Here is a 22690-nt window from a genome sequence, read left to right as displayed (position 1 = left end):
GCACATTATTTTGCAAAACACAAGCCACAGGAATAAATATCCTGTGGCTTGAATTATTTGTCTATTTATTTAATCATATTACTATAGGCAAGAACTGCACTGACTGTTTTGGAATCCTGGATTTTCCCTGCATAAATCATGTCGCACAGCTCCTTTAGGGTGTATATTTCTACATCGATTGACTCGGCATCATCGAGGTGCTGTTTGCCCTTTTTCAGGTTTTTGGCAAGATAGACATCTACTTCCTCATTGCAAAACGCTACTGTTGTGCGAAGTGAAAGTAAAAACGAGATATCATCAGAACTGTAGCCTGTCTCCTCCTTCAGCTCTCTTTCTGCACACAGCCTTGTGTCTTCTCCCACAAAATCCCTGCAGCCGGCCGGAATCTCTATTGTCTCTCTCTCGAGGGCATTTCTGTACTGGCGTACCATGACTATCCTGCCGTCATCGAGTACCGGAAGCACTGCCGCAGCTCCCTTTCTGTGTGAGACAAAATCCCACTCCTCTGTCTTGCCATTTGCAAATTGCATTGTATCCTTGTATATATCGAGTATTGAGCCCTTATATACAAGCTCTCTTTTTTGCCGTTTCATTTCATCAATCATTTTCCTGTTTACCTTCTAAATAATTAAAATTCAGAGCCGCTGTTTTGATTAGAAATCAACCTCTGTGTCATAATAGCAGCACTTGAGAAGCTTCTCCATCTCCTCCTGGCTTGGCTGGCGTGGATTTGAGCCTGTACAAGCATCAAGGATAGCATTTGCTGCAATCTCAGGAAGTCTCTCAAGGAATACCTCCTCCGGTACAAAGCCCTGCTCTGTCGGATAACTGTCTGCTCCGTAATTCTTGATGCAGTGTGGTATATTCAGGTCATCATTCATGCCGCGTAAGTATTTGATAAGAAGCTCAACCTTCTCGTCAAGTGTCTCTCCACCCAGCTTCATGAAATCAGCTATTGCTCCGTAGCGCTCCTTTGCTGTCTCATCCTTTGCATTGAAAGCAATAACCTTTGGCAGATACATTGCATTGGCTGCTCCGTGAATGATATGTGCGCCGTAATCTGCAAACGCTGCGCCTGTCTTATGTGCCATGGAATGAACTATTCCAAGGAGTGCATTGGAGAATGCCATTCCTGCCAGACACTGTGCATTGTGCATTGCATCTCTCTTTGCCATATCGCCATTGTATGAATCAATCAGGTCATGCTGTATCATCTCTATTGCATGAAGTGCAAGCGGATCTGTAAAATCGCTGTTGGCTGTGGATACATATGCCTCGATAGCATGTGTCATAGCATCCATTCCGGTGTGTGCAACAAGCTTCTGTGGCATTGTCTCTGCAAGCTCAGGATCTACGATTGCAACGTCAGGTGTAATCTCAAAGTCTGCGATTGGATACTTGATACCCTTCTCATAATCTGTGATGATTGAGAAAGCAGTAACCTCTGTTGCTGTACCCGATGTAGATGAAATAGCACAGAAATGTGCTTTCTTTCTAAGCTTTGGAATACCAAATACCTTGCACATGTCCTCAAATGTGATATCCGGATACTCGTACTTAATCCACATAGCCTTAGCTGCATCTATAGGTGAGCCTCCACCGATAGCTACAATCCAGTCCGGCTCAAACTCTTCCATGGCAGCAGCACCCTTCATGACTGTCTCAACTGACGGATCAGGCTCGATTCCCTCAAAAAGCCTTACCTCCATGCCGGCTTCCTTCAAATAAGCCTCGGCCTTGTCTAAAAAGCCAAATCTCTTCATTGAGCCTCCGCCCACACAGATAATAGCTTTCTTTCCCTCAAAGCTCTTTAATGCCTCAAGTGCACCCTTTCCATGATATAAATCTCTTGGTAATGTAAATCTCTGCATTGTAAAACCCTCCATATGATATTTTATTATATAGTTTCTCCCTTGTAATATTTATAAATATCGCAGCCATCAACACTGAATAGTTACTAAATATTACATTTATTATTTTATAACATTTTACCAATTTTGTCACGTACTATTATCACTTTTTGTGAATATAGCAAAAAGAAAAGGCTTCATACGAAGCCTTTTCAAATGTACATGTTATTATGTCAAACCGACAATACACTAATGCTCTACTTTGCGTAATCCACTATACGTGACTCACGTATTACATTAACCTTTATCTGACCCGGATACTCTAACTCAGACTCAATCTGCTTAGATATATCTCTGGCCATGATAACCATGTCGGCATCGCTGACCTGCTCAGGAACTACCATAATACGAATCTCTCTACCTGCCTGAATAGCAAAAGATTTCTCTACCCCTTTATAACCATTTGTAATGTCTTCTAACTGCTGAAGACGATTTGAATATGTCTCCAAAGTCTCTCTTCTTGCACCCGGACGTGCCGCACTGATTGTATCAGCAGCCTGCACAAGGCATGCAATAAGTGACTCCGGTTCAACATCACCGTGATGTGATTCTACTGCATTAATCACAAGTGGTGACTCCTTGTATTTCTTACATAATTCGGCACCGAGCTGGATGTGTGAACCCTCCATCTCGTGATCTACTGCCTTACCTATATCATGTAATAAGCCTGCACGCTTTGCCATTCTGACATCCTCGCCGATTTCAGCAGCCAGTAAGCCGGTAAGCTGTGCAACCTCGATAGAATGCTTTAACGCATTCTGACCGTAGCTTGTTCTAAACTTCATCTTTCCAAGAAGACGCACAAGCTCTGGGTGAATACCGTGTATGCCCACCTCAAGTGTGGCAGCCTCACCCTCTTCACGAATCATATTGTCGACTTCTTTTTGAGCCTTCTCTACCATCTCCTCTATGCGGGCCGGATGGATTCTTCCGTCAACAATAAGCTTCTCAAGAGCTATTCTTGCAACTTCTCTTCTGATTGGATCAAAGCTTGACAAAATGACTGCCTCAGGTGTGTCATCTATAATCAGATCTACTCCTGTCATAGTCTCGAGAGTACGGATATTACGTCCCTCTCTTCCTATGATACGTCCCTTCATCTCATCATTTGGAAGTGATACTACTGAAATAGTAGTCTCAGATACATGGTCTGCTGCACATTTCTGAATAGCTGTAACCACGTAATCCTTAGCCTTACGGTTTGCCTCTTCCTTTGCTTTGTTTTCCATTTCCTTAATCATTTTTGCAGTATCAAGTTTTACATCTTCTTCAATGGTCTTTAAGAGATATTCTTTAGCTTGCTCGGAGGTTAATCCAGAGATTCTTTCAAGTTCCTGTAAACGCTGCTCGTTAAGCTTTGATATTTCAATCTTCTGCTTCTTGAGTTCCTCTTCCTTAACTGCAAATCCGGCTTCACGCTTCTCGATAGCTTCGAGCTTCTTGTCGACATTCTCTTCCTTCTGAACGATACGACGCTCATTACGGGAAATCTCGTTTCTACGCTCTTTGATTTCCTTATCCAGATCATTCTTAGCCTTAATCGACTCTTCCTTGATCTCAAGCATAGACTCGCGCTTCTTTTCCTCCGCAGTCTTTACAGCCTCATCAATGATTCCTCTTGCCTTCTCCTCAGCATTTCCTATCTTGGAATTAGCAGATTTCTTCTGGTATGAAGCGGCTGCAAACCATACAACCAATGCAGTAATAACAATAGAAACTACAGCAGTAATGATATACGGTAGCATTACAGGAGCACCTCCTTTATTAAATTTTCATTGTATTTCACAAATTACAACAATTAAATTCTATACTTTTTGGTGCAAATTGTCAAGGTAATTGTGACCTCATTGCTGAAAGAATCTGACTGCTCTTAAAGCCCCTTCTCATTAGAAACTGGTATATCCTGCGAAACTCCTTTTCATCACAGTTATCAGGATCATAGTGTTTCTTTTCAAGAAGCTTTACTATATGCTTCTCTTCCTCAGCGGTATATTCACTCTCTATGGCACAATTGATATCATCTCTGCCTATGCCCTTTGTCATAAGCTTCTGCTCAAGCTGCCTGCGGCTTAAGCTGTCCTGATGATATCTGACATATGTGGCGGCAAATCTGTAATCATCAAGATAATGAAAGCTCTTCACATACTCTATCGCTGCATCCACACAGCAATCCGGATATCCGCCCTGTGCGAGTTTTTCCCTGAGCTTTCTTTCACTCCTGTCCATCTGCTCAAGCAGATGCAGTGCTCTCTTTTTGGCTCTCTTTCCTACCACCTCATTTATCAGCTTTTCATAATCCTCTTCACTGATAAAGGCGCCCTCCATAATAGAGGACCGCACGGCCTCTGTACGGTACAACACACATGTCGTACCATTATCAAAGGTCGTGCGGTATTTACCCTTACCAATATTCTCATATCCGGTAATTTCTATCATATATAATCCTGCTCACTTATTACTCTTCTGATTCAGCCTTTTCAGAATCTTCCTGTACTGCAGTCTCCTCATCCTCCGGCTGTGTAAAGTAAAAGTCCCTGACCTTTGCCTCAAGCATATCAAAAAATGCCGGATTCTCATGGAGATAAGTCTTTGCATTCTCACGACCCTGGCCTATCTTATCGCCCTCGTATGCGTACCATGCACCTGATTTATTGACAATGCCTGCATTGACTGCAAGATCGAGCACATCGCCCTCTCTTGAGATACCCTGACCAAACATGATATCAAACTCTGCCTCTTTGAAAGGTGGAGCTATTTTATTCTTGACAACCTTTACACGGACATGGTTACCAACTATCTCACCGGCCTGCTTGAGCGACTCGGTTCTTCTGACATCAAGACGTACTGATGAATAGAACTTTAATGCCCTTCCACCTGTGGTAGTCTCAGGATTTCCAAACATCACACCTACCTTCTCACGAAGCTGATTGATGAAAATAACGATACAATTTGACTTGCTGATAACTGCCGTGAGCTTACGGAGTGCCTGGCTCATAAGCCTTGCCTGAAGACCCACATGGGAATCACCCATATCTCCGTCAATCTCGGCCTTTGGTACGAGTGCCGCAACCGAATCGACAACCACGATATCCACAGCGCCCGAACGCACCATTGTCTCTGTTATCTCAAGTGCCTGCTCACCGCAGTCAGGCTGTGAAATATAGAGATTGTCAATATCAACACCTATATTTCTGGCATATACAGGATCAAGAGCATGCTCCGCATCAATAAAGCCCGCGATACCGCCACGCTTCTGCACCTCTGCCACACAGTGGAGTGCAACCGTTGTCTTACCTGATGACTCAGGTCCGTACACCTCAACAATCCTGCCCTTTGGAAGGCCTCCGAGTCCTAATGCAATATCAAGGCTTAATGAGCCTGTAGGTACTGTCTCCACATTCATATTGGCTGAATTGTCGCCAAGCTTCATGACAGAGCCCTTTCCGTACTGTTTCTCAATCTGCGCGATGGCAGCGTCTAATGCTTTTAATTTATCTTCCTTTGCCATAATAATCTCCTATTCTCTCGCGAACAAACGTTCGTTCTGTTATTATAATAATACACTTCTATTCAATTGTCAACTAATAAATTGGAATAATTACAGAATCAAATAGCTGCCATTAAAAACAGCTATAAATAAAATACTCAAAAATATACAAATAAACATAATTAAAAAGACAGTTGCTTTCACAACTGTCCTCATTATACACATAATCTCTTACTAACGTCAAGTCCAAATTCAACCTTGAAATCCTTACCTAGTTTCTTCCAAACTCTGTAAGCACAAGTCCGTCATTTCTATCAAGAGTCATGCCGATACTCCACTCATTTATAAACAGAAGAAGCGGATTGCCCTTCATGTCGACAACCTTCTTCATATCGCTCGTTCCGTTGATTGTATCTACATTGACCTCATCCTTGTTCTCAATCCATCTGATATGCTCATATGGCAGATTCTCAAGTCTGATCTGCACATTGTACTCATTTTCCAGTCTGAATTTAAGCACGTCAAACTGAAGCACGCCGACCACGCCGACTATGATTTCTTCCATGCCGCCCTTGTACTCCTGGAACATCTGGATAGCACCCTCCTGCGCTATCTGTGTGACACCCTTTACAAACTGCTTTCTCTTCATGGAATCCACAAGCGATACCCTCGCAAAATGCTCAGGTGCAAATGTCGGGATGCCCTCAAACTCAAATTTATCCTTTGCTGTTGTGAGTGTATCTCCGATGGAGTATACTCCCGGATCAAACACACCTATGATGTCTCCCGCATATGCCTTGTCCACTATTTTTCTCTCATCCGCCATCATCTGCTGCGGCTGTGAAAGCTTTAAGCTCTTGCCGCCCTGCACATGATATACCTCCATGCCGGCCGTAAACTGTCCTGAGCAGATTCGCATAAATGCTATTCTGTCCCTGTGGTTCTTGTTCATATTGGCCTGAATCTTGAATACAAATGCAGAAAAATCCTCTGAAAACGGATCAATCATTCCGATATCGGATTGTCTGGCTGTCGGTGCATATGTCATCTTAAGGAAATGCTGTAAAAATGTCTCAACACCAAAGTTTGTGAGAGCCGAGCCGAAAAATACAGGTGAAAGCTCTCCCTTTGTTACAAGCTCCATGTCAAAATCAGCACTGGCGCCATCCAACAGCTCAATCTCATCCATGAGCTGGCTTTTAAATTCCTCTCCGATTTCATCGGAAAGAGCCGGATCATCTATATGGATGATCTTCTCCGAGCCCTCTTTTGTGCCCTTTAGGGTGTCAGCAAAGGTCATGACCTCTTTACTGTTTCTGTCATACACACCCTTAAACTGCTTTCCCGAGCCTATCGGCCAGTTGATAGGACATGTCGCGATACCAAGCTCTTTTTCGATGTCATCGAGAAGCTCAAACGTATCGTTGGCATCACGGTCCATCTTGTTTATGAATGTAAAAATCGGGATATGTCTCATGACACAGACCTTAAAAAGCTTTCTGGTCTGTGCCTCAACACCCTTGCTCGCATCAATTACCATGACGGCCGAATCGGCTGCCATGAGTGTACGGTATGTGTCCTCTGAGAAATCCTGGTGTCCCGGTGTATCAAGGATATTGATGCAATATCCGTCATAATTAAACTGTAACACAGATGAAGTAACCGAAATACCTCTCTGCTTTTCTATCTCCATCCAGTCCGAAACAGCATGCTTTGCCGTAGCCTTTCCCTTTACTGAGCCGGCCTGGTTTATTGCCCCTCCGTACAAAAGAAACTTCTCTGTCAGAGTAGTCTTTCCTGCATCCGGATGGGAAATTATTGCAAATGTTCTTCTTTTTTCTATTTCCTGTCTTAAGTTATCCACTGATATTTCCTCCAAACAAAATCAGAGTATAGTATAGCTTAAAACGGTTTCTATTTCAAGATACTAAAAATTTATGTATCAGTCCATCGTAGATATGACGATATTTGATGCCCCTATATTGGTTTTGCGCTTGATAATGTCCTCTATCTGAGCCCTCTTTTCATCAGTCACATCCTCCTTTCCAACAATCACATCACAGCAGTCGTCACTGAGACTTACCACCGCATTCTTAAAGCCCTTTGCCTCCAGCATCATCTGGGCATCCTCCTCCATCTGTGCGTTTTCTGTCAGCTTCACCATGGCATCGACCGCGCTCTTCTTCTCTTCCTCCGATACTCCTGCATCATCAATAATCTTCTGCAGGGCCTCCTTGTTCTTTGAGCGCACCTGCTCGCGTCCCAGCTTCACCTGTGCCACACACTCCTCACTCTCTGTTGATGCACTTGTCAGCACTGTCTCACCGGCATTTAATATCTCCTCTGTCGAGTCTGTCTCAAGTGCCACCTCATCCGATACCTGTGTATCCCCGCCTTCATCCGGCTCCTTTGTCCCCGCCTTACCATTTACAGCTTCGATTTCGGTGGAAAGCACATCCCTTGCATTCATAAAGGTATCCCTGTTATCGTAGCTTATGTATCCGACCACTGCCAAAAGAAGTGCAAGTGTCGTAATAATTATCTGATTTTTATGGCTGCCTTTCTTCACTTTTATTCCTCCCTGGATATCATTTTTGCTATTTTTATTTTATGCATGGGCACATCAAATAATGCAGAAACCGCATTAGAAATATCGTTGTTTATCTGCGGGCTTCCTCCTCCCTGCGCTACCACAAGCACTCCGGAAACAGTCGGTTTGTCCGTGCTTGTGACATAGGGTACGCTTGCATCCTCATCATCGTATATGACAGTTGTCTTTTCAACGCTCTCCGTGGTCTCCTTAGTATCCTTATCCACTATCCTCGTGCCGTCGTCTGACAGCGTAATCATCACAGACACCTCTCCCACCCCGTCCATCCTTTCAAGAATACTCTCAAGGTTTTTTTCAAGCAGCTTCTCATATTCTTCATCATCGGAGGTGCTTTCACTTACTGACTTAGCTTTAGCCTTATTTTGTGAATCACTACCGGTCTTTTTATCCTCTTTTACCGGAAGCACTACAATAAGAAGCAGCACTCCAACGAGTAAAATCACGATATAGTCAGTTTTCTTCAGCTTCAAAAGCCGTGAACAAATCTGTTGCATCCGCGTCATATTCATATGAAATCCCCTCTATTTTCTTTGTAAGCTCAGCAAATCTCAAGTCATATTCATACCCTGCCGCAAGAGGCTTTAGGATAATGAGCGCCAAAAATACCCCAAGCATAAACCTAAAATACCTCCTGTACTGCTCCTTTGGCGAAAGATATGTCATTACCATGAAAAAAAGTGCCAGATACAGATAACCCTTCATTCCTTATCAACCTCCAATAAAGCTTGTGGATGCACATACTATCGCAATCACTATAAAAAACAATATAGATGCATCCCTTATCACGATATAATACAGATTTCCTGCCCTCGCAACAGCTTCTATCCCCTCCACAATCCTGTTGTCAGAAACCGGCTGCAGTGCCGCAGAAAGCAGTCTGTACATCAAAGAAAAAACTAGCGTTTTTACAAGCGGTGTCAGTACTATGAAAAAGAGCACGATAATTGCCGCCATCCCAACGCTGTTTTTTATGAGCATCGCACAGCCAAGCAGGATTTCGCCTGCGCCCTGCCCAAGCCTCCCCACACCGGGTATCGCCTGAAAGCTTTTTAAGATAAGACTTTCCGATATCTTGTCCTTTGCGGGAGCAATCATTGCCTGGACTATGCCTATTCCTGCCACTATCTTTATGGATGCCTTCATTATTTTTGTGATTGCTGCTTCAATAAACTCTGCAAGCTTTTCAAGCTTCTTTTCACTTGATACATGATTGAGCACCTCAAGCACCAGAAACAGATGGATTCCCGGAATAAGCACCAGCTTTATGAGCCACTCCACCACATAAATAAGTACAAATGCAAGCATGTAAAAGCCTGATGCCGAAAAGCCTTTTCCGGACGCAAGAAGCACTGTCGCATATGCCGGAACTAAAGCTGTAAGATAGGTCAAAAGCACATCAATACAGCGCTTTGCTACGTCAGACAGCACGAAAAATGATGCCATAAGCATCGATATAACCGATGCATACATGAACAGGAAGCTTACATTGTATACATAATCCTGCCGCCAGAAAATAAGCCTTGAAAACACCATAAAAAGTATCGTGTAGCACAGCACATTTATAACAACAGGCTTCACTGCCGCTATCTCGTAAAAGAACAGCTCGTAAATATACTCACAGATTTTTTCGCCTGCCTTTTGGTCTTTATCTAAAAAAGCATCCACAATATCCGAAAACGATAGTCGCTCCGGCAGATAATCCTTTGAATATTTTTCCACGTCGGACATATCTATTTTTTCAAGCATCTGCTGCTCAATTGTATCTGTAATTTCGGCGTCCGACGCATACACAAAATCCTGCGGCAAAAATATCACAGCCAACATGACTATTATCAAAATATATTTTTTATAAATCAAAGCAGCTCTCCAATCAGCTCTATCAGACACGACATTACAGGAATTGACATCACAACAATCGCCACCTTTGCAAAAAGCTCTATCTGCGATGCAATCGCGCTATGACCGCAGTCCTTACAGATTGAGGATGAAAACTCCGCAATATATGCAATCCCAAGCATCTTTATCATAGTGACAAAAAATGCCGAATCCACAGGAAGCTTTGAAAGAAGCCCTTTAAAAAACTCAATTGTTGCGCCAAGCCGCTCCAATGCAAAAGCAAAAATTATCGTACCGCAGGCCACTGAAAGAAGCATGGACAGCTCAGGTCTGTCACGCTTTAAAAGCACCGCAAAAAACACCGCCGCAATTCCTATTATCCCAATCTTCAACATATTACAAAGAAAACATATCCTGCATTGTCTTAAACAGCTCACTTATATATGGCACAATCCAGAACAATACAATCACAAGTCCGGCCAGACTAAGCAGGAAAGTCATTTCCTCCCTTCCGCTGTGTTTTAAGACCTGTCCAAGCACTGTAATCACTATTCCAAGTGCTGCTATCTTAAAAATAATCGAAATCTCCATCATCAAGTCCTTTCATCTCATACAACAGTATGTCTAATCTGATTACCACTTTTTATACGAGCATTTTTATATAAGCATGATTGATATCATAATCCCTCCCAAAATCCCCACCGGACAAATCACCTTCATTTTTTCAATATACTCCTTCCTGTAAAAATCTATCTGTTTATGTATGTCCAAAGCACATTCCTTAAGCCGCTGTTCCATTGCGGCTGCATTTTTTTCAAAGAATGCGCCTCCCATTTCAACTATCATTTTCTTCACCTTCTCATCCGATATCCTGCCGCAAAGCACATCCTCCCACACAGCCCTCCAGCCCTCCTCTCCGCTTCTACAGCTTCTGTTTGAAAGTACCTCTCCCATTCTTTTGCAGCCCTCATTAAACACCTCGCTCTTTCCTCTTATGCTGCTAAAAAACTGTGGTGCCTTCATTCTTTCTCCTGCCAGATAAAATGCCCCCTTTTCAAGCAAAAGCATGAAATCATACAGCATCGCTATATCTGCCTTTTTTCTTTTGCTGTAATCGTTTATCAGCCCCGATACCGCAAACAGTACTATACAAAAGCCTGTAAGCTTCATCATAAATGCTATAGCGTCTCACCCCTTTTTCGTCATGGTCTATAAACACAAACCGTTCTATTGCATGTGGCAGCATTTTTCTTCGCAGATCCTCTGCATTGGTGCCATGTACGCTGCCAAGTATCCTTATTCCACAGCTCACAAGCTGATTTAGTGCCTCGATATCACTTTCGCCACCCAGCTCATCCACCGCAATCACATCCGGGGACATAGAGCGCAAAAGCATCCTCATGCCAAGTGATTTCGGACAGTTGTCCAGCACATCACTGGATTTTCCAACATCGTTTTGAGCCACTCCCCTGTAGCACGCCGCTATCTCCGAGCGCTCATCCACCACCGACACCTTAAGAGCATTTTTTCCGTCACAGCCGTCTGAAAGTATCCTGATGCAGTCTCTTAAAAATGTTGTTTTCCCTTCTCCCGGACGCGATACAACCAATGTATTGTAAATGCTGTTTTCATCCCTGATATAAGGCATCAGCGGCATTGCAACACCCTTTATCTGATGGGCAATTCTGATATTTAAGGATGCTATCTCACTGACTGCTGTAACCTTTCCTCCATCGCAGCCCATCTGTCCCGCAATTCCCACACGATGACCTCCTTCCACCGTAAAATAGCCTGCGGCAAGCTGCGGCGCTATCGCATGGATTGAATATCCGCTCAGATAATTTATCATCTCCTCTATATCGCTTTGTAAGATATTCACTCCTGTTCTATAGCCTCCCGCAAACCTATACTGCACCGGCTTTCCCACGCGCACTCTGATTTCCTCCAGACCACGCGGCATGTACTCTTCTGCCTCAGCTCTCATCTTTTGTGGCAGGTAATCAATTATATCCATATTTTCACCCCTTATCGTAGCTTCAAATAAAAAAAGGACACAGACGATTCTGTTAAATCATCTATGTCCTATTTATATTACATGTCCAATTGTTTTAGAACGTAAAAATTAATATTTTCTACATCCTGTCAGGAGCTGAGAATCCAAGCATATCGATGCAAGCCTCAAGTATCTCCTTTGTGAGCACGAGAAGTGAAATATATGACTTCTTAAGCTCCTCATTCTCCTCGGAAAGAATCTTTGTGTCATGGTAGAAGCCATTGAATGCATTGGCAAGCTCGTAGATGTATGCACATATCTTGTGCGGTGCAGACTCCTCGTATGCGCTCTCAATTGTAGCATTGAACTTTGCCAGAGAGAGCATGAGATTCTTCTGTCCTGCATTGACTGCCGGCATGATTGCATCCTTCAGTGCACTGATGTCGCCACCCTTTGCCTCATACTTTGAAAGGATCGACTTGATACGCACGATGGTGTAAAGGATGTATGGTCCTGTGTTGCCCTCGAAGGATGTGAATCTGTCGATATCAAAGACATAATCCTTGCTCGCCTGATTAGACAGATCACCATACTTGACTGCTGCAAGCGCTACAGTTTTGGCTGTCTGCTTGGCCTCTGCCTCGTCTATGTTGAGATTCTCTTTTTCCTTCTGGTTTTCCTTAATCTTATTGAGCATCTCATCGTCAATTTCCTTGAGGAGGTACTCAAGACGCATTACTCCGCCGTCTCTTGTCTTGAAAGGCTTGCCGTCCTTGCCGTTCATGGTTCCAAAGCCGATATGTACAAGCTCTGTTGTGTCAGGTACGATGCCTGTCTTTCTTGCGCAGCGGAATACCTGAATAAAGTGCATTGACTGACGTGCGTCTGCCAGATAAATCACACGGTCAGGATTGTTCTCCTTCATACGCATAACAAGTGTTGCGAGGTCTGTAGTGCTGTAAAGTGAAGCTCCGTCAGACTTTAGGATGATACATGGCGGAATCTCCTTTGTATCTGTGTCTTCCTTCACATCTACAACCAAAGCGCCCTCACTCATATGTGCAAAGCCCTTTTCCTTCATCATTTCAACCATCTCAGGTACGTATGGCTGTGCATCCGACTCGCCCTTCCACAGCTCAAAATGAACGTTCAGATTCTCATAATTTCTCTTAAGGTCTGTTACAGAGACATTCATGATGTGTGAAAGCAGTGCCTGATAACCTCTCCTGCCTCCCTGAAGCTCCTTTGTGGCAAGAAGTGCTGCTTCCTTGAAGCTCTCATCTTCTTTTGACTTGCCGCTGGCTGTCGGATAGATGTCCTCAAGCTCTGATATGGTAAACGGTGCCTCCTTCGGGTACTCTCCTGTATAGCTCTCATCAAAATAAACCAGGTCAGGCTTTCTCTCTCGAAGCTCTGTAATGATAAGCCCCATCTGAAGTCCCCAGTCACCAAGATGTACATCACCAATCACATTGTGTCCCATGAACTTTGCGATACGCTTTACGCTCTCTCCGATTACTGCTGAGCGAAGATGACCTACATGAAGAGGCTTTGCCACGTTTGGTCCGCCGTAATCCACTACTATAGTGAGTGGCTTTTTGGCTTTCTCCAAGCCGTATCTGCCCTCATCAGCCTTCATCTCGTTCATATATTTTGCCAGAAAAGCGGTATCCATTTTGATATTAAGAAATCCCGGCTTTACTGATTCTACCGACTCAAACATCTCATCTGACTCAAGGAGCGCTGCTACCTTGTCTGAGATTATAAATGGTGCACACTTATATTCTTTTGCTGCTGCCATTGCTCCGTTGCACTGGAACTCACAAAGGTCCGGTCTGTTTGAAAGTGTAACCTTTCCGTACTTCTCATCATATCCTGCACTGACGAAAGCCTTTGTCACTTCCTCTGATATCAAATTAATCAGTTTTTTCATTGTATTCCTCCTGATATATAGCTGTTTTGCGTCAAACAGCGAATATACTTATATTAGCACACAAATGAATTGCTTTCAACATCAACCGTCATTTTTGCCTGCGGATTAAACAGATAAGATGTAACGTAAACTTGCATTTACACCCCTAAAGGAGTATGCTTGCATATGAAAAATTAAAGGAGGTCTTATCAATGAAGATAAAAACCAAACAAATAACTGTTACTGCAATTATGCTTGCAATCTGTCTTGTCAGCCAGTTCTTTAAGAACTTAAGCGTATACATCACAGGGCCGGTCATCAATGCAGCTTTAATACTTACCGTGCTCTATGCCGGAATGGCATGTGGCATTATCCTAAGCATTATCACACCTGTCACATCATTTTTCATCACAGGAAGCCCTGTTATGGCAGCTATCCCTGCGATGTTTCCATGTATCATGATAGGAAATATCATTCTCGTGGTCTGTGTGGGACTGCTTCGCAAAAAATGCGGCAAAGCTGCCGGTTTTCCTGTATCAATTGCTATAGGAGCCGTACTAAAAGCCGTTTTCATGGGTATAGCCATTGCTCTTATCATTCTCCCGGCATTTCTGCCTGCTCCGATGCACAAAATGCTGCCGGTTTTACAGCTTCAGTTTTCAGTGACTCAGCTTATCACCGCTGTTATCGGAGGTGTATACGCAGTCATAATTGCAGCTGTGCTTAAAAAAACTTCTTTAGCACAGACCGACTAGATAGTTAATCTAAAAGAGACATTTAAGATACCAGATATCCGTGCATATTTTTAAGCGCATTTTTCTCAAGCCTTGATACCTGTGCCTGAGAGATATTTATCTCCTCTGCCACCTCTATCTGTGTCTTGCCCTCGAAAAATCGCAGCTTTATTATCTGTCTCGCTCTGTCATCAAGCAGATTTAATGCATCGTCGAGAACCAGATTTTTCACCCATGCTTCCTCTTTGTTTTTCTTGTCCGATATCTGATCCATCACATAAAGTGTATCACCACCGTCAGTATATACAGGATCAAAGAGTGAAAGCGGTGTCTGGATTGCATCAAGTGCGTATAGTATATCGTTTTCGGGAATGCCGCAATCCTTTGATATTTCTGCCAATGATGGCTCATGCACCAGCTTTCTGGATAGCTTTTCCTTTGATTTAATAGCCTGATATGCCGTATCCCTCAGAGAACGCGGAATGCGGTACGCACTGTTGTCACGCAGATAGCGCCTCACTTCACCGATAATCATCGGCACAGCATAGGTGGAAAACTTAACACCTATAGTCGGATCAAAATTATCAATTGATTTCATAAGCCCGATGCAGCCTATCTGAAATAAATCATCCATATTTTCATTATGGTTTGAAAACCTTCTTATTACCGAGAGCACGAGCCTTAAATTTCCACGAATGTACTTTTCTCTTGCAGCCTTATCCCCCTTTTTTATTTTCTCAAACAGTTCTTCTTTTTCGTCATCCTTAAGTACCGGCAGTTTTGATGTAGTCACACCACATATATCAACCTTATATACAGACATGGGAATCCTCCGGATAAATTTCTTTATCTAAAGCATTCCCATTTACAGTAATTTTATTCAATTAATCTGCGCGTATTATTCTACAACACTGCCGCAATATTTATGTCCTTTTCATCCTTCAGTGCCAGCACACTGTTGTCATCAAGTAATGTAACCGTAGGCCTTGAATACTTCTGCGTCACAAAAATTATTTTAGCCTTTTTACCGTTTGTCAACAGCACATTACTTCCGATATATGAGCTTGCAATCTTCTTTAAAAACATCCCTATATACTTCGGATGATACTTTGATATGCCATCATACTCAAAATCTGCTATCACATCAAACGGACACATTCCGTCACGGTAACAGCGCTTTGAGGTCATTGCATCATAGACATCGGCTATCGTAATAATAGCTGATATATCGTCGATTTTATCAGCTTCATATCCAAACGGATATCCTGAGCCGTCAAACTTTTCATGATGTAAAAGCGCCGCACGCTTTGTGCTTTCAAGAATCTTGAAATTCTTAAGTATCTCATAGCCATATATCGTATGCTTCTTTATCACCTCAAACTCATCCTTTGTGAGCTTTCCCGGCTTCAATAATATCTCATCGGGTATCTTGAACTTGCCTATGTCGTGTAATAAGCCTGCCATGGAAATCTCATCCAGTTTTTCAGTATCAAGCCCTGCCCATACACCAATGAGACGTGCAATGATTGATACATTCATGGAATGCGCCATCGTAGATACATCTGTCTGCTTTAATACCTGAAGTGCCTCAAAAAGCTCATATGAGGTCTCAAACCTGTCAAAAATCTCTACCGAATCCCTGATGATCGTATTCTTATCAGGGATGATATTCCTGTATAGTATATCATTCATATATTCATGCAGGTTATCGATGGAGTCACGATATTCTTCCCTAATCAGGGCATATTTTTTATTCCATTCTTCCTTTTTCTGCTCTGAGCTTCCCTCAACAAAAATCGAATCTATATTGTAAAATCCAAACTTTGCTATATCAAATGCCGATACAGCCTGATGTCTTTTAAGGATAAGCTGTCCTTTTGGAGAAAAAACATCTATAGCAGTAAACATTCCCTCTTTTAGCTCATTAACCTTTAGTTCTCTCATAATACCTGTTTCCTCTTGTCACTTATCTTCTCACTTAACTGCTCACTTGTACTTATTATAGCACAACATTTCCAAATAGGGGACACTGACTTTATATATTTCTTGACATTCAATGCAATTTTTGTTAACATGTCAAGGCAAAAATAATTGCGTCAGTTCGAAACCTTCCTGACGTAAAACAAAACTAAAGGAGAACTAAATATGAGAAACAAAAAAGTATTATTTGCAGTACAGGCAGCTATGATCGCGGCACTCTACGTTGTGCTCACGTATATCACAAATCTGCTTGGTCTCGCATCAGGAACTATTCAGGTACGCTTTTCTGAGGCGCTTTGCATCCTTCCGGTTTTCACACCGGCAGCCATTCCGGGGCTTTTTATCGGATGTCTGATTTCCAACCTTATCACAGGCGGCATCATCTGGGATATCATCTTTGGAAGCATCGCCACACTGCTCGGCGCACTCGGCACTTACTTCCTTCGAAAGAAGAAGTTTGTATACACCCTGCCACCGGTCATCGCCAACATAATTATCGTGCCACTCGTGCTCAGATACGGATACGGTTTTACAACTGTATACAAGGGTGTTGATATCTCTCTTGTTTTCAATGCAGTTACAGTCGGAATCGGTGAGATTATATCAATATGTGTACTTGGAGGCCTGTTAAAAGGAATACTTTCAAAATACAGAAATGTCATTTTCAAGCAGGACGAGGCGTAGTTACATACATAGCACTTTTAATAAGCTGCGCGTCATAAAATAAAAAAGCTCTGTGTCATACACTTATATGTATGCACAGAGCTTTTTGCTTTATTACTTTGATATGCTGTGATTATATTCTATCTATCCCACTTATCACACAGTGCATTTATCTGGTCTGCAAACTTGCTCAAATCCTTATTCGCCATACCCTGGCACTTCTGGATAACAGATACAAGCCTCTGTCCTGCTGCCACAAGACGGTCAAATATAGTCTTCTCTCTGCTCGCCATGCCATATGAAGCCTTTTTCTCAACACGCTTGCGTGAACCATCAGCCACCTTCTGATTCGTGATAAGGTCATAGGCATCACCACTGTACGGTGCCACCGCATCATAGCCGAAGGTCTCATGCACATGGTTTGCAAAATACTCTGCTGTGGATTCCTCTCCATGAACTATAAATACATGCTCCGGCTTGTTTTTTATTGCGCCAAGCCACTCGGTAAGCTGATTTTTATCTGCATGTCCGCTGATACCCGGCAGATTTACTATGCTTGCCCTTACTTCTATTTCCTCACCAAAAAGCTTCACCTTTTTAGCTCCGTTCAAAAGTGCATAGCCAAGTGTGCCCGGAACCTGGTATCCTACAAACAGAACTGTCGAATCGCTTCTCCAAAGATTGTGCTTTAAGTGATGCCTGATACGTCCGGCCTCACACATACCCGATGCAGAGATTATAACCTTTGGCTTCTTATCGAAATTAATCATCTTTGACTCATCCGATGATACTGCCACACGAAGTCCCGGAAACTTGATTGGATTGATGCCTGATGAAATAAGCTCCATAGCCTCCTCATCAAAACAGTCCGATATATTCTCATGAAATACATTTGTCGCCTCAACAGCAAGGGGGCTGTCGATGTAAACCTCAAAATTCGGATGCTCCGGCAGCAGATTCTCAGTCTTTATACGCCTGATAAAGTAGAGCATCTCCTGTGTCCTGCCTACCGAAAATGCCGGGATTACCAGATTGCCGCCTCTTGTAAAGGTTGCATTGATGACCTTTGCAAGCTCCACCGCGTAGTCAGGCGGCGTATCGTGCAGACGATTGCCATATGTAGATTCCATAACCACATAATCAGCACTGTCCACATACTGCGGATCCTTGATGAGCGGCCTGTTGTGATTTCCGATATCACCTGAAAAGACAATCTTTTTGGTCACATTCTCCTCAGTCACCCACATCTCAATAGATGAGGAGCCAAGCAGATGACCGGCATCCACAAATCGCACCTTAAGCCCCGGACATATCTCATACACACTGTTGTAATCACACGGTGTAAAGTGCTGCATGACATTCTGTGCATCCTCCACATTGTACATAGGAGTCACCTCAGGTCTTCCGGCTCGTCTTGCCTTTCTGTTCTTCCATTCCGCCTCAAATTCCTGAATATGCGCAGAATCCTTTAGCATGATGTTACATAAATCTGTTGTCGCCTTTGTAGCAAAAATGGTACCCCTGAAACCATGATTGTATATGAGCGGCAAAAGACCTGAGTGGTCAATGTGTGCGTGTGTGACAAACACATAGTCTATGAGTGAAGGATTGACCGGAATCTCCTGATTCACGTACAAATCAGCCCCCTGCTCCATTCCACAGTCAATAAGTATATGTGTGTCCCCAAATGTCAGATAGTGACAGCTTCCAGTAACCTCTCTGTCAGCCCCGATAAATTCCAATACCATACTACCATCTCCTATTCTGTTTTATAATAAAAATATTATATCACACTTATGCCATTTTCTGTATTTCTTTCTTCAATCTTGCCATTATTTTTTTCTCAAGCCTCGATATGTATGACTGTGAAATCCCAAGGATATCTGCCACCTCCTTCTGTGTCAGCTCCTTATTCTCCACACGGTTTACTCCAAATCGAAGCTCTATTATCTGCCTCTCACGCTCGTTTAATGACAGCATGGCTTTTTTTAACAGTGATATCTCAACCTCAGTCTCGATATCCTTGTATATAACGTCCTCATCCGTCCCCAATATATCCGATAAAAGCAGCTCATTTCCGTCCCAATCCGTGTTAAGAGGCTCATCAAAGGATACCTCAAGCTTCACTCTGTTGTTGCGCCGCAGATACATTAGAATCTCATTTTCTATGCATCTGGATGCGTATGTGGCAAGCTTTATTTTCTTCTCGGGATTGAATGTATTTATCCCCTTTATGAGGCCGATCGTACCGATTGAGATAAGGTCCTCCACGCATACTCCCGTGTTTTCAAATTTCTTTGCCAGATACACAACAAGCCGCAGATTGTGCTCTATAAGCTGCTTTTTTGCCTGTTCCTTTGACATTGCCACATTTTTATCCACCAGTGCAACCAGGCAGCATTTCTCCTCATCTGTCTCAAGCGGAGGCGGCAGCACCTCCGTCCCTCCTATGTAAAACACCTCATTTGTGTCCGGCTTATTTCCCCAGAGTATTTTCCATACCCGTTTTATTACTAAAAACAGCTTCATTCAAAATCATATCATATGCATTGTCCTCAAATAAACTATCCGATGCTCTTCCCACCAGCACATTATGTAAAATCAGCTTACTATTTCCCTTCATGACTGTCATCTCATCAAATACGCACACTCTAAGGCTTCCACCATCATTACCCAGACTCTTGTACGGCACATCAAAAAAGCTGACATCTTCTCCCACAATATCAAACAATGCACTGCCGCCTATATGTACCGGAAGCTGCTCGGGCTGTGTTTTTAGCAGATTGCCTGTATCATACAAGGCCGTGGCACAAGCTCTTTTACCATCCTTTAGGAGTGTGACCCTATATAGTCTTCTGCTCTCATTGCTTCGCTCACAGAAGCATTTTAACACTATGTATGATATGACAAAACCAAAGCATATCATAACTGTCGCATCAGAGCTAAAAAAGCTGTCTAACGCTGTCACTATGCCTCCGGCCAGCACTGTTACAAACATACAAAGTGCAAAAAGCCTAAGAAACGTGATTTTTCTGCCGGCCTGTCTGCCTATCGCAAGCCTTGCCGCAAGTGGTACGACCACCAAAACAGAGGTCCATTTATAAAACGCATAGCTGCCTGCCAAAAGAAGCAGTACACATTCACCTCCCGCTGCCACCGCCGCAGAAGCAATCAGACGCAGCAACTTCCCGGTCAATGGGATTTTTAGCATATATGTGACAAATATAAGTATGAGACAGTTGGTGATAAATGTACGAAGAAGAAAAATATCGAGATAAAATGCATAGATAATTTTTCACCTCACTTTCACAGACAAGAATAGCGTAAAAGCAGGTTTTTAAGTGACGTAATATGTCGACAATAATCAAAAAGACATGCAGCCAAAAGGCTGCATGTCCTATAAACTAACGTCTTGAATTCTTAAGGAAGTCAGGTATATTAATCTCTACCGGCTTAACTGTGCTCTCCGGCTGGCGTGGCTTCTGGATACCTGTATATGCATGTGCAGGTGCTGTCTGCTGTGGCTGGGCAGCTGTATGAAGTCCGCTTGCAGCTGTGCTATGAAGCCCTGCTGTCGCTGTAGACTGTGTACCCATGCTTGAAACAGGTCTTGCTGCTGTCTGATTTGGATATACCATACGGCTTTGCATACCGCCTGCCATACCTGCACCAGGTACTGCCTGCTTGCCCTGCATATCTATCTTCTCTGAAACATCCTCAAGTCCTGTAGCAATAACAGTGATAGAAGCCTGATCAGTCATGCTCTCATCAAACTTGGCACCGAAGATAATATTGGCATTCTCTCCTGCCAGATCCTGTACGTAGCTTGCTGCATCGTTTGCATCCATAAGGGAGATATCTCCTGAGATGTTGATGATGACATGTGTTGCACCATTGATCTTTGTCTCAAGAAGAGGTGAAGCAACCGCAAGCTTGACAGCCTCGATAGCCTTATCATCGCCCTGTGCACTACCGATACCGATATGTGCCATACCCTTATCCTTCATGACAGTCTGTACATCTGCGAAGTCAAGGTTGATAAGTGCAGGCAGATTGATAAGATCAGTGATTCCCTGAACTGCCTGCTGCAATACCTCGTCTGCCTTCTTGAGTGCATCCGGCATAGTTGTGCGACGGTCCACTATCTCGAGAAGCTTGTCATTTGGAATGACGATAAGTGTATCAACGCTCTCCTTAAGTCTCTCTATTCCTGAAACAGCATTAATCATACGCTGCTTTGCCTCAAATTTGAATGGCTTTGTAACAACACCAACTGTAAGTATGCCCTGATCCTTTGCAATCTTTGCAACAACAGGAGCTGCACCTGTACCGGTTCCGCCTCCCATACCGCATGTAACGAATACCATGTCAGCGCCCTTTACTGCTGCCTGAAGCTCCTCTGCACTCTCCTCTGCGGCCTTCTGACCGATTTCAGGCTGCGCACCTGCGCCGAGTCCCTTTGTAAGCTTCTCTCCAATCTGTATAAGTGTAGGAGCCTTACAAAGCTGTAAAGCCTGCTTATCAGTATTGATACCGATAAACTCTACTCCACCAATATTCTCATCAATCATTCTGTTAACTGCATTGTTACCGGCTCCTCCGACTCCAATGACAATAATCTTTGCGCTGTTATCAGCCTCGTTAGTTCTTATCTCAAGCAAGGTGATTCCTCCTCTTTCTTTCCCAAAATTTAATTATCTATATAAAAATATCAAATATTCTTAAACTCATATATTCTATAATATAATTTTTCTTCCAAATAATCAACTATAAAATATGATTTTTTTTATTTAATTTTACATTATTCTGACTTGTCAAACACAATATTTGTGGTTTCTTCCGTCCAGCTCTCTAAATGTAGTGTGCCGGACTGCCCCTCAAGCGATGGCATGATGGCCTTAAGCCGCTCTATTTTACGTGTAAGCTTTGTCGTGTCACCAATTATCACACTCACATTGCCATACTTGGCTACCGGTGCATTTTGTGCGCCATAATCCACAGAATCAGGCACAAGCTCCTGCCTTTTTAATCCCTGGGTAAGCTCAAGGATATCTCTTAGCATAGTCTGCTTTATAGGAAGCTTCTCATAGAGCACTACCTTGTCACAGCTTATGCCGTCTATACATGGCACACCCGGCACCGTGTCTGATGACGTTTCCACCACAAAACCATCCTTATCAAAATATGCATTTTCATTAATTCCCGGAATATATATGTATCCAAGCATTCCTTTTTCATAAACAGATATATGAAGAGTATACGGACTATCCAGGCTTATGCTCATTGTATCAATAAACGGTATCTTTTTTGTATCCTTTACCTTATATTTCAGATAGACATACAGTGAGTTCCATGAGTACTTATCATTAAGCACCGCATCCTCTATAGTCTTTTGGTCGTAAAGCTCATTGCCCTCGACAACCACCTTTTTTACAGTAAAAAGCTTAAGTGCAATGAGAAACAGTATTGCGAGCACCGCTACCGCAATTAACAGTCCCATAAAAAAATGCTTTAATCTCTTTTTATGTTTTCTTTTTTTCTTAATCATTATATTTCACGCCTTA

At 43.0% G+C, this 22690-nt stretch carries 24 protein-coding genes; 2 read left to right on the top strand and 22 right to left on the bottom strand.

Going from position 1 to position 22690, the window contains the following annotated elements:
- Positions 1 to 65: 65 nt before the first annotated feature.
- From ACW6PM_RS06935 to argS, 15 genes are all read right to left on the bottom strand, one after another.
- Entirely contained in the window at positions 66 to 605 is a 540-nt protein-coding gene (locus ACW6PM_RS06935; protein WP_456056665.1) for an NUDIX domain-containing protein, read from the bottom strand.
- A 48-nt stretch (positions 606 to 653) separates the two neighbouring features.
- Positions 654 to 1871 (bottom strand): iron-containing alcohol dehydrogenase, encoded by a 1218-nt coding sequence (locus ACW6PM_RS06930; protein WP_117685816.1) that lies wholly within the window; start codon positions 1869 to 1871, stop codon positions 654 to 656.
- A gap of 236 nt (positions 1872 to 2107) precedes the next feature.
- A complete protein-coding gene (rny, locus tag ACW6PM_RS06925; RefSeq protein WP_308650023.1) occupies positions 2108 to 3655 on the bottom strand; it encodes a ribonuclease Y in 1548 nt (515 codons plus the stop codon).
- An 82-nt stretch (positions 3656 to 3737) separates the two neighbouring features.
- Positions 3738 to 4346 (bottom strand): regulatory protein RecX, encoded by a 609-nt coding sequence (locus ACW6PM_RS06920; RefSeq protein WP_456056664.1) that lies wholly within the window; start codon positions 4344 to 4346, stop codon positions 3738 to 3740.
- Positions 4347 to 4365: 19 nt separating this feature from the next.
- Positions 4366 to 5418 (bottom strand): recombinase RecA, encoded by a 1053-nt coding sequence (gene recA / locus ACW6PM_RS06915; protein ID WP_456056663.1) that lies wholly within the window; start codon positions 5416 to 5418, stop codon positions 4366 to 4368.
- Between the two features lie 250 nt (positions 5419 to 5668).
- Positions 5669 to 7261, bottom strand: a complete 1593-nt coding sequence (locus ACW6PM_RS06910) for a peptide chain release factor 3 (RefSeq protein ID WP_022292823.1) — start codon at positions 7259 to 7261, stop codon at positions 5669 to 5671.
- Positions 7262 to 7339: 78 nt separating this feature from the next.
- Positions 7340 to 7966, bottom strand: coding sequence for a SpoIIIAH-like family protein (locus ACW6PM_RS06905; protein WP_456056662.1), 627 nt, complete (start codon positions 7964 to 7966; stop codon positions 7340 to 7342).
- Positions 7967 to 7968: 2 nt separating this feature from the next.
- Complete coding sequence (locus ACW6PM_RS06900) at positions 7969 to 8478, bottom strand: stage III sporulation protein AG (protein WP_456056661.1); 510 nt, start codon at positions 8476 to 8478, stop codon at positions 7969 to 7971.
- A complete protein-coding gene (locus tag ACW6PM_RS06895; RefSeq protein WP_456056660.1) occupies positions 8459 to 8710 on the bottom strand; it encodes a stage III sporulation protein AF in 252 nt (83 codons plus the stop codon). The genes ACW6PM_RS06900 and ACW6PM_RS06895 overlap by 20 nt, the downstream gene beginning before the upstream one ends.
- Before the next feature lie 6 nt (positions 8711 to 8716).
- Complete coding sequence (locus ACW6PM_RS06890; protein WP_456056659.1) at positions 8717 to 9865, bottom strand: stage III sporulation protein AE; 1149 nt, start codon at positions 9863 to 9865, stop codon at positions 8717 to 8719.
- The gene (spoIIIAD, locus tag ACW6PM_RS06885) at positions 9862 to 10239 is read right to left on the bottom strand and encodes a stage III sporulation protein AD (protein ID WP_443594960.1); all 378 of its coding nucleotides are present in this window, start codon (positions 10237 to 10239) and stop codon (positions 9862 to 9864) included. Before spoIIIAD ends, ACW6PM_RS06890 begins: the two co-directional genes overlap by 4 nt.
- A 1-nt stretch (position 10240) precedes the next feature.
- Positions 10241 to 10435 (bottom strand): stage III sporulation protein AC, encoded by a 195-nt coding sequence (gene spoIIIAC / locus ACW6PM_RS06880; RefSeq protein ID WP_117714939.1) that lies wholly within the window; start codon positions 10433 to 10435, stop codon positions 10241 to 10243.
- A 66-nt stretch (positions 10436 to 10501) separates the two neighbouring features.
- On the bottom strand, positions 10502 to 11014 hold the full coding sequence (locus tag ACW6PM_RS06875) for a hypothetical protein (RefSeq protein WP_456056709.1): 513 nt from the start codon (positions 11012 to 11014) through the stop codon (positions 10502 to 10504).
- Positions 10917 to 11858: a stage III sporulation protein AA gene (locus tag ACW6PM_RS06870; RefSeq protein ID WP_456056658.1), complete on the bottom strand. Its 942-nt coding sequence runs from the start codon at positions 11856 to 11858 to the stop codon at positions 10917 to 10919. The genes ACW6PM_RS06875 and ACW6PM_RS06870 overlap by 98 nt, the downstream gene beginning before the upstream one ends.
- Before the next feature lie 118 nt (positions 11859 to 11976).
- Positions 11977 to 13770: an arginine--tRNA ligase gene (argS, locus tag ACW6PM_RS06865; RefSeq protein WP_456056657.1), complete on the bottom strand. Its 1794-nt coding sequence runs from the start codon at positions 13768 to 13770 to the stop codon at positions 11977 to 11979.
- Between the two features lie 191 nt (positions 13771 to 13961).
- Here argS and ACW6PM_RS06860 point away from each other — a divergent pair, with 191 nt between their 5' ends.
- The gene (locus ACW6PM_RS06860) at positions 13962 to 14504 is read left to right on the top strand and encodes an ECF transporter S component (RefSeq protein ID WP_308650034.1); all 543 of its coding nucleotides are present in this window, start codon (positions 13962 to 13964) and stop codon (positions 14502 to 14504) included.
- A 22-nt stretch (positions 14505 to 14526) separates the two neighbouring features.
- On the opposite strand, the gene sigG is transcribed toward ACW6PM_RS06860, so the two are convergent.
- Together sigG and ACW6PM_RS06850 are read right to left on the bottom strand one after the other, a co-directional pair.
- Positions 14527 to 15306: an RNA polymerase sporulation sigma factor SigG gene (gene sigG / locus ACW6PM_RS06855; protein ID WP_330021569.1), complete on the bottom strand. Its 780-nt coding sequence runs from the start codon at positions 15304 to 15306 to the stop codon at positions 14527 to 14529.
- An 80-nt stretch (positions 15307 to 15386) separates the two neighbouring features.
- A complete protein-coding gene (locus ACW6PM_RS06850) occupies positions 15387 to 16427 on the bottom strand; it encodes an HD-GYP domain-containing protein (protein WP_456056656.1) in 1041 nt (346 codons plus the stop codon).
- Between the two features lie 201 nt (positions 16428 to 16628).
- On the opposite strand from ACW6PM_RS06850, the gene ACW6PM_RS06845 reads away from it, so the two are divergent.
- Positions 16629 to 17147 (top strand): QueT transporter family protein, encoded by a 519-nt coding sequence (locus ACW6PM_RS06845; RefSeq protein WP_308650037.1) that lies wholly within the window; start codon positions 16629 to 16631, stop codon positions 17145 to 17147.
- 119 nt (positions 17148 to 17266) lie between these two features.
- Here ACW6PM_RS06845 and ACW6PM_RS06840 read toward each other — a convergent pair whose 3' ends face one another.
- The 5 genes from ACW6PM_RS06840 to ACW6PM_RS06820 form a co-directional block, all read right to left on the bottom strand.
- Positions 17267 to 18874, bottom strand: a complete 1608-nt coding sequence (locus ACW6PM_RS06840) for an MBL fold metallo-hydrolase RNA specificity domain-containing protein (protein WP_448755058.1) — start codon at positions 18872 to 18874, stop codon at positions 17267 to 17269.
- Between the two features lie 46 nt (positions 18875 to 18920).
- On the bottom strand, positions 18921 to 19655 hold the full coding sequence (gene sigE / locus ACW6PM_RS06835) for an RNA polymerase sporulation sigma factor SigE (protein WP_308650039.1): 735 nt from the start codon (positions 19653 to 19655) through the stop codon (positions 18921 to 18923).
- Positions 19603 to 20352, bottom strand: coding sequence for a sigma-E processing peptidase SpoIIGA (locus tag ACW6PM_RS06830; protein WP_456056708.1), 750 nt, complete (start codon positions 20350 to 20352; stop codon positions 19603 to 19605). Before ACW6PM_RS06830 ends, sigE begins: the two co-directional genes overlap by 53 nt.
- A gap of 178 nt (positions 20353 to 20530) precedes the next feature.
- Positions 20531 to 21787: a cell division protein FtsZ gene (gene ftsZ / locus ACW6PM_RS06825; protein ID WP_308650040.1), complete on the bottom strand. Its 1257-nt coding sequence runs from the start codon at positions 21785 to 21787 to the stop codon at positions 20531 to 20533.
- A 140-nt stretch (positions 21788 to 21927) separates the two neighbouring features.
- Entirely contained in the window at positions 21928 to 22674 is a 747-nt protein-coding gene (locus tag ACW6PM_RS06820; protein WP_456056655.1) for a cell division protein FtsQ/DivIB, read from the bottom strand.
- Between the last annotated feature and the right edge of the window lie 16 nt (positions 22675 to 22690).

Source organism: Agathobacter sp. (genome assembly GCF_977054825.1).
This window is presented reverse-complemented; position numbering and strand designations above follow the sequence as displayed.